General features: G+C 59.3%; 13 protein-coding genes. 9 read left to right on the top strand and 4 right to left on the bottom strand.

What is annotated here, in order from left to right:
* The first annotated feature begins 65 nt into the window (after positions 1-65).
* Genes ACQZ5Y_RS18420 through ACQZ5Y_RS18405 form a run of 4 tightly spaced genes read left to right on the top strand, consistent with a single transcriptional unit; the run spans position 66 to position 4,786 of the window.
* On the top strand, positions 66-1,130 hold the full coding sequence (locus ACQZ5Y_RS18420; RefSeq protein WP_025595969.1) for a LacI family DNA-binding transcriptional regulator: 1,065 nt from the start codon (positions 66-68) through the stop codon (positions 1,128-1,130).
* The gene (locus ACQZ5Y_RS18415; RefSeq protein WP_174059968.1) at positions 1,123-3,000 is read left to right on the top strand and encodes a DUF2264 domain-containing protein; all 1,878 of its coding nucleotides are present in this window, start codon (positions 1,123-1,125) and stop codon (positions 2,998-3,000) included. The genes ACQZ5Y_RS18420 and ACQZ5Y_RS18415 overlap by 8 nt, the downstream gene beginning before the upstream one ends.
* Positions 2,997-4,013, top strand: coding sequence for a hydroxyacid dehydrogenase (locus ACQZ5Y_RS18410; protein WP_038493786.1), 1,017 nt, complete (start codon positions 2,997-2,999; stop codon positions 4,011-4,013). The genes ACQZ5Y_RS18415 and ACQZ5Y_RS18410 overlap by 4 nt, the downstream gene beginning before the upstream one ends.
* Complete coding sequence (locus ACQZ5Y_RS18405; RefSeq protein ID WP_038493790.1) at positions 4,010-4,786, top strand: sugar phosphate isomerase/epimerase family protein; 777 nt, start codon at positions 4,010-4,012, stop codon at positions 4,784-4,786. The genes ACQZ5Y_RS18410 and ACQZ5Y_RS18405 overlap by 4 nt, the downstream gene beginning before the upstream one ends.
* 214 nt (positions 4,787-5,000) lie before the next feature.
* Here ACQZ5Y_RS18405 and ACQZ5Y_RS18400 read toward each other — a convergent pair whose 3' ends face one another.
* The 4 genes from ACQZ5Y_RS18400 to ACQZ5Y_RS18385 form a co-directional block, all read right to left on the bottom strand.
* Positions 5,001-6,077, bottom strand: coding sequence for an ABC transporter ATP-binding protein (locus ACQZ5Y_RS18400; protein WP_003517850.1), 1,077 nt, complete (start codon positions 6,075-6,077; stop codon positions 5,001-5,003).
* 88 nt (positions 6,078-6,165) lie between these two features.
* Positions 6,166-7,041 (bottom strand): carbohydrate ABC transporter permease, encoded by an 876-nt coding sequence (locus ACQZ5Y_RS18395; RefSeq protein WP_013761392.1) that lies wholly within the window; start codon positions 7,039-7,041, stop codon positions 6,166-6,168.
* Complete coding sequence (locus ACQZ5Y_RS18390) at positions 7,034-7,987, bottom strand: carbohydrate ABC transporter permease (RefSeq protein WP_003517854.1); 954 nt, start codon at positions 7,985-7,987, stop codon at positions 7,034-7,036. The genes ACQZ5Y_RS18395 and ACQZ5Y_RS18390 overlap by 8 nt, the downstream gene beginning before the upstream one ends.
* Positions 7,988-7,993: 6 nt before the next feature.
* A complete protein-coding gene (locus ACQZ5Y_RS18385; protein WP_038493795.1) occupies positions 7,994-9,283 on the bottom strand; it encodes an ABC transporter substrate-binding protein in 1,290 nt (429 codons plus the stop codon).
* 119 nt (positions 9,284-9,402) lie between these two features.
* Here ACQZ5Y_RS18385 and ACQZ5Y_RS18380 point away from each other — a divergent pair, with 119 nt between their 5' ends.
* The 5 genes from ACQZ5Y_RS18380 to ACQZ5Y_RS18360 all read left to right on the top strand — a co-directional run bounded on the left by ACQZ5Y_RS18380 (position 9,403) and on the right by ACQZ5Y_RS18360 (position 14,792).
* Entirely contained in the window at positions 9,403-10,101 is a 699-nt protein-coding gene (locus ACQZ5Y_RS18380) for a TetR/AcrR family transcriptional regulator (protein ID WP_003517856.1), read from the top strand.
* Positions 10,102-10,346: 245 nt separating this feature from the next.
* Positions 10,347-11,489: a Gfo/Idh/MocA family protein gene (locus ACQZ5Y_RS18375; RefSeq protein ID WP_003517858.1), complete on the top strand. Its 1,143-nt coding sequence runs from the start codon at positions 10,347-10,349 to the stop codon at positions 11,487-11,489.
* 10 nt (positions 11,490-11,499) lie between these two features.
* Complete coding sequence (locus tag ACQZ5Y_RS18370) at positions 11,500-12,663, top strand: dihydrodipicolinate synthase family protein (RefSeq protein ID WP_019566457.1); 1,164 nt, start codon at positions 11,500-11,502, stop codon at positions 12,661-12,663.
* A 51-nt stretch (positions 12,664-12,714) separates the two neighbouring features.
* A complete protein-coding gene (locus ACQZ5Y_RS18365; protein ID WP_013761396.1) occupies positions 12,715-13,536 on the top strand; it encodes a sugar phosphate isomerase/epimerase family protein in 822 nt (273 codons plus the stop codon).
* Between the two features lie 20 nt (positions 13,537-13,556).
* Entirely contained in the window at positions 13,557-14,792 is a 1,236-nt protein-coding gene (locus ACQZ5Y_RS18360; RefSeq protein ID WP_019566458.1) for a Gfo/Idh/MocA family protein, read from the top strand.
* Positions 14,793-15,106 lie beyond the last annotated feature (314 nt).

The raw sequence follows: 15,106 nt of genomic DNA, 5'->3' as shown, positions 1-15,106 counted from the left end.
TGCAAATTTTCATTATTTGCAATATTTGCATCATAATAGAATTTTTTGCAAGCGCAGGAGACGACATGAACGATACGCCCGACATAAGCCGCCCGCGCCAGTCGGATATCGCCCAGCGTGCAGGGGTTTCCATCAGCACGGTCTCACGGGTTCTCGCCGGGGAAAAAGGCATCAGCGCATCGATCCAGACCAAGGTTCTGGGTGTGGCGGCGGAACTTGGTTATCCGCTGCGGCCAGTCACCAGCCAGACCGGCGGCATCTCGCTGGAGGGCAAGAAAATCCTCGCCCTCATGTCCGCCGAACGAGCGACCGGCGATATCGGCGCCTTTTATCACGATATTTTCGACATGCTGCGCAGCCTTGCCCAGACAGAGGGTTTCGAACTCGATATCCGGCTGCTGCACCAGAGGCAGATCGACGAAGCCCTTACACAGCGGGTCTGCGAGGTCGATGGCCTTCTCGCCATTGGCCTTGACCCCGAAGAGGAGATCATCCACCGCATCACGCAGGGTGTGCTGCAACCGGTTCTCGTCAATAGCGCCGATCCCTCGATGATGCTGGATTGCGTCTCGCCCTCCAATTTTTACGGCGGGGCGATGGCGGCGCGGCGGCTGCTGGAACTGGGGCACCGCAAGGTCGCCTATATCGGTCCGCAACACCGTCACACCATAAGAGAGCGCATGCGGGGCTTTCGGCAGGTTATCATCGAGGAAGAGGGTGCCACCTATGAGGAGTTTCTGCTTTCCACGGCGGATAGCGGCTTCGGGCAGGCCGGTGATGCGGTTCGTCAGCTGCTGGCCAAAAACCCCGATCTGACTGGCATTTTCTGCATGAACGATGCGATCGCGCTCGGCGCGCTGGGAGCAGCACAAGAGCTTGGCCTCGGGGTACCGGACGATCTTTCCATCATCGGCTTCGACGACCTGCCCTTCGCCGAACTTTCCACTCCCCGGCTCAGCACAATCCGGGTAGACCGCCGCGAGATTGCCCGCGAGGCGGTGGAGCTGATGCGCCGCCGGCTGGCGGAGCCATCGGCCAATGCCCGGCAGGTTCAGCTGGGTGTACAGCTTGTGGAAGGACAGACCGCGGGTCGAGCAAAAAAGACGGGAAAGGCGGCGCGCGATGCATAAGCCAGCAAACCATGATCCAATGACCCGCTTCAATCCGCTTTACGGCAATCCACTCAAGACCCGCGCCGACGTCAGACGGGCATTAGACGACAGTTTCGCACCGCTGCTTCCCTATTTCTCAGAGAGCGGAGCAAGAGTGACGCTAAGCGGCACGGCCGCGCATTTCGACCGGGCAGCGGCCGATCTGGAAGGATTTGCGCGACCACTCTGGGGCATCGCGCCGCTTGCGCTCAGCGGCGATGCCTTCGCCCATTGGCCGCTTCTGGCCAGAGGCATCGCCAATGGCACCGATCCCGCCCATGCCGATTACTGGGGCGATGTGCGGCAGAAGGATCAGCGGCTGGTGGAACTGGCCGCCCTCGGATTTGCGCTTCGGCTTGCGCCGCAACATCTGTGGGAACCCTTGTCCGAAGCGCAAAAGGCGAATGTGCGCCATTATCTCCTGGCGGCGCGGGAGCGCATCTATGCCGACAATAACTGGAAGTTTTTCCGGGTGATGGTCGATGCGGCGCTCGATCATCTCGGTATCGAATTCGACCGGAGCCTCACCGAAACATATCTGAAAGAGCTGGACGGATTTTACATCGCCGACGGCTGGTATCGCGACGGCAACTATCGCCGCATCGACCACTACATCGCCTTCGCCATGCATTTTTACGGGCTGATCTACGCGAAAATCAGCAAACCGGATGATGCATACGCCGAACGTTACCGGGAACGTGCCCGCCTGTTTGCCGGGGATTTCGCAAGCTGGTTCGATGAGGATGGTGGCGCGCTGGCCTTTGGCCGCTCCATGACCTACCGTTTCGCCTGCGGCGGCTTCTGGGGTGCCCTCGCCTTCGCGGATGAGGAAGCGATGCCCTGGGGGGAGATCAAGGGGCTTTATCTGAAACATCTGCGCTGGTGGGCGGGAAAGCCGATTGCCGACCGCGACGGCGTGCTTTCCATTGGTTACGCCTATCCGCAACTGACCATGTCGGAAAGCTATAATTCGGCGGGTTCGCCCTATTGGGCCTTCAAGGCTTTCCTGCCGCTCGCCTTGCCGGAAAGCCACCCCTTCTGGCAGGCGGAGGAAAAGCTGCCAGACACATCCACAAAACCACGGCCGCTCGTTCATCCCGGCATGGTGATGATGCGCAGTAAGAGCAACGTCACGGCGCTGACGAGTGGGCAGGAAAACCTGTCCATGCGCGGCGGGCCGGAGAAATACGCCAAATTCGCCTATTCCTCGCGTTACGCTTTCGGCGTGGAAGTGGACGAGCGCGGTTTCAAGACCAATGGTTTCGACAATATGCTGGCCTTTTCCGAAGATGGCCGCCACTACCGGGTGCGCGAAACCAACCGCACTGTGCTCTTGGCTGGCACCAATCTTCGAGCGACTTGGAACCCATTCCCCGATGTCGAGGTCGAAACGACGCTGGTTGCCGCGGGAGAGTGGCATATCCGGTTGCACCGGATTACTTCCGCGCGGCCACTTTTGGTCACCGAAGGCGGCTTTGCGATAAACCGCAACGATGGCGACCGCGATGCGGTGACCGAAGACAGCGGCCGGGCAACGGCCGATTGCGGCACCGACATATCCGCCATCATCGATCTCGGCTCCAGCGCATCCCGCCAGGGCGTGGCGCTGAAGGCGCTGCCCAATACCAATCTCATCAATGCCAAAACCACGGTGCCGCAATTGCGGGGCAACATTCCAGCGGGCAAAACCCTGCTCGCCTGCGCCGTCTTTGTGGGACTGGCGGGACCTGAAAGCGAAACAGCTTTGGCGACAGTTCCCGCACTTCCGGACATGGAAGCGCTTGACCGCCTGTTTGTTGAGCGCGGTGTTCCCGTAAGCAGTATGGCGGCGGCGGGAGAACCGCAATGATGAGCCCGCGTCCGCGTCTCAGCCTTGCCATGGACCCGGAGCGGACGCAGCATGTGCTGACGCCACAGGCGCTTGAAAAGCTGTCGCAGAGCGTCGACATCCTCGACACCCGGCCGGTCTGCGATTTTCACGACCCAGCTGTGACTGCCCAGTTGGAGAGAACAGATATTCTTCTGACTGGCTGGGGTTGTCCCGAGATCGACATGCGGGAACTGGCAATGATGCCGAACCTTCGGTTGATTTCACATGCCGCCGGGACGGTGAAATACTTCCTGTCCCAGGCAGTTTTCGAACGAAACGTTACGGTGTGCAGCGCGGCCGAGGCGAATGCGCAGCCGGTCGCGGAGTTTACGCTGGCAATGATCCTGCTGTCCGGCAAGCGTACCTTCGGTTTCCGGCGCATCTACGGAGAGGATCGCGCACGGCGAAACGTCGACCGCCTGCAGTCGCAGGTCATCGGCAATCTCGGCCTGACCGTCGGCATTGTCGGGGCGTCACGCATCGGACGTCGGGTCATCAATCTGCTGCAGCCCTTCGATCTCGATCTCATCCTTTTCGACCCGTTTTTAAGCGCGGTGGAGGCACAAAAGCTCGGTGTGCGTCTCGTATCGCTCCGCGAGCTTATGGCGGTAAGCGACGTCATTTCCCTGCACGCGCCATCCCTGCCGCAAACCCGGCATATGATCGGCGCCGATGCGCTTGCCCTGATGAAGGACGGAGCGACCTTGATCAACACGGCCCGCGGCGCGCTAGTGGACGAAGACGCCCTGCTGGCGGAACTGAAAACCGGACGCATAGAGGCCGTCATCGACGTGACCGATCCGGAAGTGCCGTCACCAGAGTCACCTTTCTACAGCCTTCCGAACGTGTTCCTGACGCCGCATATCGCCGGCGCCGTCGGCCTTGAACGCGCCCGGCTCGGCGACATGGCGATTGCCGAGATCGAACGCTTCTGCCGCGCAGAACCATTGCAACAGCAGGTACGTCCGGAACATCTGGAACTGATCGCATGAGAATTTTCGAGCCGGGCCTCTGCTCTGTCACCTTCAGGTCCATGACGCCGCAGGCCGTGATTAACCTTGCCGTTGCAAATGGCATCAAGGCGATAGAATGGGGTGCCGATATCCATGTGCCACCTGGCGACTTAGAAAATGCAAGGGATGTGGCGGCGCGTACGGTGAAAGCCGGTCTTACCGTCTCTTCCTACGGATCCTACATTTTCGCACCGGATTTTGCGCCGGAGGATGTGACCGCAGTTCTGGAAACCGCGAAAGCGCTCGGCACCGGCCATATCCGCATCTGGCCCGGCAGCCGCAAACGCCCATCCGCGGATTATTCACCAGAGGAACGCCGTGCGGCAACCGACGCGTTGGCGGCACTTGCCCGGCGGGCAGACGACTACGGAATGACAATCGGCCTCGAATATCACCCCAATTCGCTGACCGACACGCTGCCCTCGGCCTTGCAGCTCATGCAGGATTTGCCGATGCCTAACCTGTTCTTTTACTGGCAGCCAGCCCCAGGTCTACCGCTGGATGACGCCCTTGCGGAAATATCCGCGCTCGGCTCGCGCATCTGCCACCTGCACGTCTTCGCTTGGCTCGCCGATGCCAGCCGCCTGCCGCTCGGCGAGCGCGCGGACTATTGGCGGGCTTGCGTTGATGCCTTGCCAGCAAGCGACTGGATAGAACCGGCTTATGCGATGCTGGAGTTCGTCAAAGGTGACAACGTCGCCCAGTTCTCGGAAGATGCGGCGGTGCTGAGCGAGATTCTCGCCCGCTCTTAGAACCGCTTGTTTTTTATCGAAAACCGACGCGGCGGACTAAAATTCGCTATCCATCACAACCGCCCACTGCCCTCATCCCTGTACCCCCTATAGGGAACCAGCCAGCCCAAGTCTTTGGGCTGATTGATTTCATCGCCGCGCAGACGCGTCAGCTGGACTCCTGTGACAAGCACAGGAATAAGGGAAGGTCTGTTCCTCCCCCCGGTTTTTCCTCTTATATTCGCCGCCCATCCGCCCCGAACAGATGCGTCTTCGCCAGATCAAACGCAAAGGGAATGGTCTCGCCGATGCGGATATGGCGCTGGCCGTCCAGCAGCAGGGTAGCGGGCTGGCCATCTGGGGTGCTGGTATAAACCACCGTCGAGCCGCCGAGATGTTCAACGAGCTGGATGGACGCATCGCCAAGCGAGGCCGATTGCGCCTGTGGGTTTACGTGTTCGGGACGAATGCCGAAAGTGAGTGGCTCGCCTTCCTCAGCCGCGACCGGCTTTTCGAGCAGAATGCGCTGGCCGGCGACCTCGATGGTACGGTTGGAGCTGTCGCCTGAAGCCACTTTCGCGGAAAGGAAGTTCATCTTTGGCGAACCGATGAAACCCGCCACAAACTGGTTGGCCGGATTGTTGTAGAGATCAAGCGGGCGGCCGACCTGCATGATGCGGCCGTCACGCAGGACCACGATCTTGTCGGCCATCGTCATGGCCTCCACCTGGTCATGCGTCACATAGATCATGGTGCTGCCGAGCGTCTGGTGCAGCTTGGCAATTTCGACACGCATCTGCACGCGCAGTTCCGCATCAAGGTTGGACAGGGGTTCATCGAACAAAAAGATTTTCGGCTCGCGGACGATAGCCCGACCGATGGCGACACGCTGGCGCTGGCCGCCAGAAAGCGCCTTCGGCTTGCGCTGTAACAACGGACCGATCTGCAGGATATCGGCAGCTTTCTGCACCCGCGCCTCGACTTCCGGTTTCTTGTAACCCGCCGTCTCCAGCCCAAAAGCGAGGTTCTTGTAAACGCTCATATGCGGATAAAGCGCATAGGACTGGAACACCATGGCGATACCGCGCTTGGAAGCGGCTGTTTCGTTGACCCTTTCGCCATCGATGCGAAGATCACCCTCGGAGATTTCCTCCAGACCGGCGATCATGCGCAGAAGCGTAGATTTGCCGCAGCCCGAGGGGCCGACGAAAACGGTGAACTCGCCCGGCTCGATCTTGAGATCGATGCCGTGGACGACCGGAAAGGCGCCGAACCGCTTGACGATTTTTTCCAGAGTAATGCTGCTTGCCATGCTGTTTCTCCCGACCGTCGCGCTGCAGACAAGGCAGCCGCGACGGTGTTGATGTTCTGCAATTCGTTTTCGGTCCCGTTTCGTCCGTTCAGCGTTTCATTCCGGTGGTAGCGATGCCTTCAATCAGCAGCCGCTGGAAGAACAGGAAGAACAGGAAGACCGGTACCAGCGACAGGTTGGACATGGCGAAAAGCGACGTCCAATCCGAGCTGCCGGTGGAATCCACGAAGGATCTGAGGCCGAGCTGCACGGTGTAGGTGTTGATGTCGTTCAGATAGATCAACGGACCGAAGAAATCGTCCCAGGTCCAGATAAAGGAAAAGATCGCGGCCGTTGCCAGAACCGGCAGAGAGAGGGGCAGCATGATCTTCCAGTAGATGCGGAAGGGCGAGCAACCGTCCATCACCGCTGCCTCATCCAGCTCACGCGGAATACCCCGGAAGAACTGCACCATCAGGAAGATGAAGAAGGCGTCGGTTGCCAGATATTTCGGCACAATCAGCGGCAGCGACGTATTCACCCAACCCATTTCCAGAAACAGGATATATTGCGGGATGAGCACAACGTGATAGGGCAGCATCAAAGTGCCGAGCATCAGCGCGAACCAGAAATTACGCCCACCGAACCGCAGGCGGGCGAAAGCGAAGGCGGCAAGCGAGCAGCCAACGACGTTGCCGATGGTGGCGAGCACCGAGATGAAGAACGAGTTCCAGAAGAATTGCCCGAAACTGACCTGAAGCCCGGTCCAGCCGCGAATATAGCCGCCGAAATCAACCGACGAAGGAATGAGCGAGGAGGAACCGAACAGCTCGTCCTGCGGGCGGAACGAACCCGAAATCATCCACAGGATCGGATAAAGCATCGCAAAGGAGGCAAGGATCAGCGCCGCATGCAGCAAAACCGACATTAGCGGCGAGCGTTGCGGGCCTTGTCCCGGCCGGGGAGCGGTAACAGCGTCAGTCATCGTAATGCACCCAGTATTTCGCGCTGAGGAACGAGAAGGCCGTGAACAGCGCGATGATGATCACAAGAATCCAAGCAAGCGCCGAGGCATATCCCATGCGGAAGAAACCGAAGGCTTCCTGATAGAGATAGAGCGTATAGAACAGCGTCGAGTTGATCGGCCCGCCCGTGCCTTCGGAAATGATGAAGGCGGGCGTGAAGGCCTTGAAGGCATCGATCGTCTGGATCACGGCGTTGAAGAAGATCACCGGCGTCAACAGCGGCAGCGTAATACGGAAGAACTGCCGCATCTTGCTCGCGCCGTCGATATCGGCGGCCTCGTACATATCCTGCGGGATTTGCCGGAGCCCTGCGAGGAAGATGATCATTGGCGAGCCAAACTGCCAGACGGACAGGATCACCAGCGTGTAGAGCGAGTAGTCCGGATTGGAAATCCAGCTCGGCCCCTCATAACCGAAAACCTGCCACAGGACCATGTTGACGAGGCCATCTGACGCGAAAAGCTGCCGCCAGAGAACAGCGATCGCCACGCTGGAACCGAGCAGCGACGGCAGATAGAAGATCGCCCGGTAAAGCGTGAGCCCCTTTATGCCGCGATTGAAGGCGAGCGCCACCAGCAGTGCAAAAATCAGCTTCAACGGCACCGAAAGCAGCACATAGGTAAAGGTGACCTGCATGGCGGCTGCGAATTTAGGGTCGGCAGTGGCGATGCGCACATAATTGGCCGCCCCCACCCAGTCCGGGGATTGAAGCAGGTCATAATTGGTGAAGGACAGATAAAGCGACACCAGCGCAGGCCCGAGGGTAAGACCGAAGAAACCGATCAGCCACGGCAGGAGAAACAGGTATGCGTGAACGTTGCGGTCCAAAAGCCGCTTCACGCCTGCCCGCTTCGGGAGAGCCGCGCCACGGCTCTCCTCCACGAGAGTTTCAGATCGAAAGGCCATCTGCCATCACTTCCGTTTAATGACGGTTTCGGATTCCTTGACGAGCCGGTCACCACCCTCAGCCGCCGAAATCTTGCCGAAGCCGATCTCTTCCGCTGTACGTTTCAGGACGAAGGCGAATTCGCCTGCACCCGGAGGGGGTGCCGGCGGCAGATCGCCAACGCCGGGGGTAATCTCGGCAATATATTCCACCATGCTCTTGCTGACGGCATCGAGCTTGGCGGTCAGCGCGTTACGCATCGCTTCCGATGCCGGAACGCCGCGCTCAACACCCAGAACATCGACGCCCTGTGGTTCGGCAACGAGAAAGTTGATGAAACCGACCGCCTGCTCGATGCCGGCACTGCCATTGGCGACGCTGATGAGCATGGATGGTTTCAGGTAGTGACCGGAAGGACCATCCTTCTTGCTTTTCGGATAGGAGGTCATAGCCAGCTTGGCTTTGTTGAGCGCCTGATAACCGACAAACTGGTTGGAATGGGCAAATGCCGTTGCCGCCTTGCCCGTCGTCAGCGCGTTGGTTTCAATATTCAACTGGTCGAGCGCCTGAATATCGGCCGGCACGCATGCACCGCTCTTGCGCAAATCCGCCCACATGGTGAACCATTTGGTCGCGTCGGTCGGATCAAAACCGATACCGCCATCCTGTGTGTAGAGTGATTTGCCGTTCTGACGCAGCCAGTTCTCGAAGCTCGGCTCGACGCCGCTGGCATCGGCCGTGGCGTAATAGCCGGGCTTGGGCTTGTTCTTGCTGAGCTTGGCGGCGTTTTCGGCAAACTCTTCCCAGGTCTGCCCGATCGCTGGCGGGGTCGCGCCGGATTTTTCCCAAGCCGCCTTGTCGAAGAAGACAGCGCTGGAATTCACGCCAAGATTAACCCCGTAAAGCTTGCCGTCGACCCGACCGGAGTCGATGTTCATCTTGCCGAAATCTTCTATCTTCAGGCCCTTGCCAATATAGTCATCAAGGGGAGCAAGGGCGCCGCGCCGGCCATATTCGAAGATGTAGCGATAATCCATCTGGATCAGATCAGGCGCGTTGCGGCCTGCCACCTGCGTGGCAAGGCGCGGCCAGTAGTCGCTCCAGCCGGCAAATTCCCCGGCAATATCGAGATCCGGCTTGATTTGCTTATATGCGGCGATCGCCTTGTTGGTGCGATCCGCACGCTCCTGCGATCCCCACCACAACATACGCAGCCGCGCGGCCTGAGCCTGCGCCGAACCACCTCCCAATGTTGCGAGTGAAAGGGCCGCAAGCCCTGCTGAAAGCACACTTCTCCTGTGAAGCATCACGGGCATTGGCAACTCCTCCCTAATTGACTGCCAAATTGATGATGGGGGTAAACGACTATTGCCGTTTTATAACTAATTGGTTACATGGGAACACTGATCGCCAACATTGTCAAGCGGGTGCTAAGATGGACGAAACGACGAAAAACCAGCTGCCCGATCCGGCCGTCGAAGAAACGCCTGCCCCCAAGCGCAAACGCGGGGCGGCACAGGTGCGAAACCCGGAGAGAACACGCGCCGCCATTCTTGAAGCCGCCCGCCGCGAGGTGGCCGCGAAGGGCCTGGCGGGCGCGAGAATCGATGTCGTGGCGCGGCGTGCCGGCACCAACAAGCGGATGATCTACCATTATTTTGGCGACAAGGACGCGCTTTATCTCGCCGTTCTGGAGGACGCCTATCGCCACATCCGCCACACCGAACGGCGGCTGGACCTGACCCGCAAGGCGCCTTCGGAAGGCTTGCGGGAACTTGCGCTTTTCACCTGGCATTATTTTCTGGATCACCCGGAATTTCTGAGCATTCTCGCAACAGAAAACCTCAATAAAGCCCGATATCTCAGGCAATCCGCTACGATTGCGGCAATGCATTCGAACTTCATTTCCGAGCTTGAGGACGTGCTGCGGCGCGGCCGCGATACTGGCGAATTCCGTGACGGTCTCGATCCGATCGACGTCTATCTGACGATCGCCTCGCTCGGCGCCTTTTATCTTTCGAACCGATTCACGCTGTCGACGATCTTCCAGCGCGACCTGACCGACCCCGCCGAACTTGAACGCTGGGGCCAGCATATCGTCGATACCCTGCTTGCTGCGGTGCGGCCGGTCTGAGCCGTAAAAACCGAATTTCCCTTTAACAACAGCGACGACGCGCCATTCGCATCCGCGAAGCGCGTCGTTTCCTTTTGCGGCGCGGCACAAACCAGTGATTTCTGCCGCCGCAAGTGCATGTGAATTTCCTGCCAAAAACACCTTGACAGATCGCATCCTTCACGACCACAAATAACCAAATGGTTACAAATTGCCATGTTTGACGGAAGCGGCTTTCGGGAAAAGGCCGCCTTGGGAGGAAATTCATGAAACGTATCGGCGTCATCATGCACGGCATCACCGGCCGCATGGGTTACAACCAGCACCTCGTGCGCTCCGTTCTCGCCATTCGCGATCAGGGCGGCGTGGTTTTGAAGAGCGGCGAAAAGGTCATGCTCGACCCCATTCTGGTCGGCCGAAACGGTGCGAAAATCGAGGAAATCGCTAAAAAGCACAATGTCGCGCGCTGGACGACCGACATCGACGCCGCCCTTGCGAACCCGGATGACACGCTTTTCTTCGACGCCGGCACGACGCAGATGCGTGGCAGCCTGCTCGAAAAAGCTATCAAGGCGGGCAAGAACGTCTATTGCGAAAAGCCGATTTCCGACAGCGTGGCAGAGGCGCTGGCAATTGCCAGACTGGCCGAAAGCGCCGGTATCAAACACGGCGTGGTGCAGGACAAGCTGTTCCTGCCCGGCCTTCGCAAGCTGGCAATGCTGCGTGACAGCGGCTTTTTCGGCAAGATCCTCTCGGTGCGCGGCGAGTTCGGCTATTGGGTTTTCGAAGGCGATTGGCAGCCGGCGCAGCGTCCTTCGTGGAATTACCGCCTGAAGGATGGCGGCGGTATCATCCTCGATATGCTGTGCCACTGGCGTTATGTGCTCGATAATCTATTCGGACCGGTGAAATCCGTAAGTTGCCTCGGCGCCACCCATATCCCCGAGCGTTTCGATGAACAGGGCCACGCCTATGCGGCGGATGCCGACGATGCCGCCTACGCCACCTTCGAGTTGGAAGGCGGCGCCATCGCCCATATCAACTCTTCCTGGGCGGTGCGTGTGCGCCGCGACGATCTCGTCACGTTTCAGGTTGATGGCACGCATGGTTCGGCCGTAGCGGGTCTCACCAAATGCTGGACCCAGCACCGCACCAATACGCCGAAACCGGTGTGGAACCCTGACCAGCCCCAGACCATCGATTTCTACAAGACTTGGCAGGAAGTGCCTGACAACGTCACTTATGACAACGGTTTCAAGGCGCAGTGGGAAATGTTCGTGCGTCACCTCGTCGACAACGACCCATGGCCCTATGGGCTGATGGAGGGCGTGAAGGGCGTGCAATTGGCCGAACTGGGGCTGAGATCATGGAAGGAACGCCGCTGGCTCGACGTTCCCGCACTTTCCTGAGGAGGCGACAGTGAGCGAACTCAAGCTTCCAAAGGACGACCGCAGCATCGAGGTCTACAGGCTATCAGGCGCGCCGGTCGCCATTGAGAAACGAAGTGCGGCGGATTTCAATCGTGTCGCCTTCGCCGCCGCCCATGTGGTGGCCGATCCCCTCGCCGACAACGATCCATGGTTGACGCCCGCCATCGACTGGGACGCTACCCTGCGCTTCCGCCACCGCCTTTGGGACCTCGGCCTGGGTGTTGCGGAGGCCATGGATACGGCCCAGCGCGGCATGGGACTGGCGTGGCCGCAGGCGCAGGAACTGATCTCCCGTTCGCTGAAGGAAGCGGCCACCCGCAAGGATGCGCTGATCGCCTGCGGCGTCGGCACGGATCATCTTGAGGGCGGCGGATATGACCTGAACCAGATTATCGACTCCTACCTGGAACAGCTTGATTTTGTTCAGGGAGAAGGCGGGCGCGTGATCCTGATGGCAAGCCGGGCGCTCACCGCTGCCGCCCGCTCCCCGGACGATTATCTCAAGGCCTATGCCAGGGTCCTTTCCCGTGCCGAGAACAAGGTGGTTATCCACTGGCTGGGAGAAATGTTCGATCCTGCGCTTGAGGGCTACTGGGGTGCCCGCGACCATATGGCGGCGATGGACACCTGCCTTGCCATGATCGAGGAGAATGCAGACAAGATCGACGGCATCAAGATTTCGCTTCTATCCAAGGAAAAGGAAATCGTCATGCGCCGTCGCCTGCCCGCTGGTGTTCGCATGTATACCGGCGACGACTTCAATTATGCCGAGCTGATCGCCGGTGACGAAAAAGGTCATTCGGACGCGTTGCTCGGCATTTTCGATGCCATTGCTCCGGCGGCATCCAAGGCGCTCGCCAGCCTGAAGCGCGGTGCGGATAATGAATTCTTCGACATTCTGGAGCCAACGGTGGCGCTTTCACGCCATATCTTCAAGGCGCCGACCCGCTTTTACAAAACCGGCGTGGTGTTTCTCGCCTATCTCAACGGCTTGCAGGACCATTTCACCATGGTTGGCGGGCAGGAAAGCGCCCGCTCCACGCGGCATTTCGCCGAGCTTTTCCGGCTGGCGGACAAGGCCAATGTGCTTGCCGAACCGGATGTGGCGACGCATCGCATGAAGCAGTTTCTGGCTGTCAGAGGCATTGGTTAAGCGCGAGAGCGAAGGTGGCTGGAGGCCTTCGCAAAAGGGAGGAGTACCGTTATGGGCGTTGAGGGCCTTTCAATAAATTTTGCCACCGTGCGGCAGGGACGTTCCTTCGGGGCAATCGTGGATGCATGCCTTGCGCATGGCATCACCACCATCTCGCCCTGGCGCGAGCAGGTTCACGCTGCAGGCCTTGCTGAAGCAGCACGCATTGTCGAGCAGAACGGCCTTCGTCTCAGCGGCCATTGCCGGGGCGGCTTTTTCCCCGCCCCCGATGCAGAAGGCCGCAGCCGCGCCATTGAGGACAATAAACGCGCCGTGGACGAAGCCGCCGCCATGAAGGCAGATTGCCTGGTGCTTGTCGTGGGCGGCCTGCCCGCGGGTTCTCGAGACTTGAAAGGTGCACGGCAGATGGTGGAGGACGGCATGGCCGAACTTCTTCCCTATGCGAGGGCAGCCGGCGTGCCGCTCGCCATTGAACCGTTGCATCCCTTTTATGCCGCCGACCGCGCCTGCTTCAACACTTTGAAACAGTCGCTCGACCTCTGCGACCGGCTGGGTGCCGGAACCGGTGTGGCCATCGACGTCTATCACGTCTGGTGGGACCCGGAGCTGGAGGAACAGGTGGCGCGCGCCGGGCGAAACGGGCAGATACTGGCACACCATATCTGCGACTGGCTGGTGCCGACCACCGATCCGCTCAACGATCGCGGCATGATGGGCGATGGCGTGATTGACCTGAAGGCATTTCGCGCCATGATCGAGGCCGCCGGCTTTTCCGGTCCGCAGGAAGTCGAGATTTTTTCGCATCGTTGGCAGGCACGCCCGGTGGACGAGGTTCTGTCCACCGTCGTCGAGCGTTTTAAAACCGTTTGTTGATTGGGTTCGGGAGTAAGGAAATGCCTGAAAGGGTGAAACGCAAACGTTATGCACTGGTCGGCACCGGCAATCGTGGCACCACCATGTGGGGGCGCGAACTTCTGGCCGGGTGGAGCGACTATGTCGAACTGGTCGGTATTTGCGACCTGAACCTGATGCGCGCAGAACGGGCCCGCGCCATGATGGGGTCGGCCGCTCCGCTTTACGACGACTTCGACCGGATGATGGCCGAGCAACGCCCGGAACTGGTAATCGTCTGCACGCCCGACGATACTCATGACGACATCATTATCCGCGCGCTCGAGGGCGGTGCCGATGTCATCAGCGAAAAACCCATGACCACCACCCCGGAAAAGATTGACCGCATCCGCGCGGCGGAGGCCGAAAGCGGCCGCCGCGTCGACGTTTCCTTCAATTATCGCTTTTCACCGACGGCGGCGCGCATCAAGGAGCTGATCGACGACGGCGCGATCGGCACCGTTACCTCGGTAGATTTCCACTGGTATCTCGATAACCAGCACGGTGCGGATTATTTCCGCCGCTGGCACGCTTTCACCGAACATTCAGGCAGCCTGTTCGTCCACAAGGCCACACACCACTTCGATCTTCTGAATTGGTATCTCGATTCCGACCCGGTGGAAGTGAAGGGCTTTGGGCAATTGCTGCATTATGGCAAGAACGGACCGTTCCGGGGAACGCGCTGTCGTACCTGTCCGCACAAGGACGAGTGCGACTATTTCATGGATCTCGGGGCCGACCCGTTCCTGGACGCGCTTTACGAGGACCCGTCGACTGTGGATGGCTATATGCGTGACGCCTGCGTCTTTCGCGAGGAGATCGACATCCCCGACACGATGAGTGCCTCGATTCGCTATGCGAACGGCGTGCAGGTCTCCTATTCGCTCAATACCTATATGCCGATCGAGGGACACCACATCGCGTTTAACGGCCATAAAGGACGCATCGAGATGCGCCAATATGAAAAGCAGCCGTGGACTGAGCCCCCAGCCGACGAAATACTGCTGGTAAAAAGTTTCGGTGGCGGTGTCGAGCGTATCTGGGTGCCGCATGAGCCGGGCGGCCATTATGGCGGCGACAATCGCATGCGCGACATGATCTTCAAGCCCGGTTCGAACGACCGGCTGCGGCAGCGGGCGGGTTCGCGCGCCGGCGCCATGTCCGTGCTCTGCGGCGTAGCCGCATTGAAAAGCGCCCGCGAGGGTGGTGCAGCGGCGGTGAAATCCCTGCCCATCTAGATATTTTCGGCCTGCGGTGCTTTCAACGTCGGTCCGCAGGCCGCAATTGCCAAAAAAGAACGGATAACATTCTGCAGATTACGCGCTTCCTCCATACCGGTAAAACGACGATCGGGGGAAGAAAGAGTTAATCATGTCCAGTTTCGAATCCTTCATTCCGCTCATCATCATCGGCACCAGCCTGATCCTTTTTTTCAAATGGGTGGGGCGTGATATGAACAGGGAAGAGAAAAAACCGAAATCGCGCCGCTGAAGCAGGAAGAGACATCGGAACCGGCAAGTGCAATCGCCAGATGGCGCATTTTTCCGCATCG

It is taken from the genome of Agrobacterium sp. A3-95 (assembly GCF_053521785.1).
The sequence above is the reverse complement of the archived record's forward strand: the minus strand, read 5'-3'. Positions and strand labels throughout refer to the sequence as shown.

What these genes read in the sequence shown, in the direction of transcription:
- ACQZ5Y_RS18360 (WP_019566458.1), top strand. Translation starts at nt 13,557, where the DNA reads ATGCCTGAAAGGGTGAAACGCAAACGTTATGCACTGGTCGGCACCGGC.
- ACQZ5Y_RS18415 (WP_174059968.1), top strand. Translation starts at nt 1,123, where the DNA reads ATGCATAAGCCAGCAAACCATGATCCAATGACCCGCTTCAATCCGCTT.
- ACQZ5Y_RS18390 (WP_003517854.1), bottom strand. Translation starts at nt 7,987, where the DNA reads ATGGCCTTTCGATCTGAAACTCTCGTGGAGGAGAGCCGTGGCGCGGCT.
- ACQZ5Y_RS18385 (WP_038493795.1), bottom strand. Translation starts at nt 9,283, where the DNA reads ATGCCCGTGATGCTTCACAGGAGAAGTGTGCTTTCAGCAGGGCTTGCG.
- ACQZ5Y_RS18405 (WP_038493790.1), top strand. Translation starts at nt 4,010, where the DNA reads ATGAGAATTTTCGAGCCGGGCCTCTGCTCTGTCACCTTCAGGTCCATG.
- ACQZ5Y_RS18400 (WP_003517850.1), bottom strand. Translation starts at nt 6,077, where the DNA reads ATGGCAAGCAGCATTACTCTGGAAAAAATCGTCAAGCGGTTCGGCGCC.
- ACQZ5Y_RS18375 (WP_003517858.1), top strand. Translation starts at nt 10,347, where the DNA reads ATGAAACGTATCGGCGTCATCATGCACGGCATCACCGGCCGCATGGGT.
- ACQZ5Y_RS18395 (WP_013761392.1), bottom strand. Translation starts at nt 7,041, where the DNA reads ATGACTGACGCTGTTACCGCTCCCCGGCCGGGACAAGGCCCGCAACGC.
- ACQZ5Y_RS18410 (WP_038493786.1), top strand. Translation starts at nt 2,997, where the DNA reads ATGATGAGCCCGCGTCCGCGTCTCAGCCTTGCCATGGACCCGGAGCGG.
- ACQZ5Y_RS18380 (WP_003517856.1), top strand. Translation starts at nt 9,403, where the DNA reads ATGGACGAAACGACGAAAAACCAGCTGCCCGATCCGGCCGTCGAAGAA.
- ACQZ5Y_RS18365 (WP_013761396.1), top strand. Translation starts at nt 12,715, where the DNA reads ATGGGCGTTGAGGGCCTTTCAATAAATTTTGCCACCGTGCGGCAGGGA.
- ACQZ5Y_RS18420 (WP_025595969.1), top strand. Translation starts at nt 66, where the DNA reads ATGAACGATACGCCCGACATAAGCCGCCCGCGCCAGTCGGATATCGCC.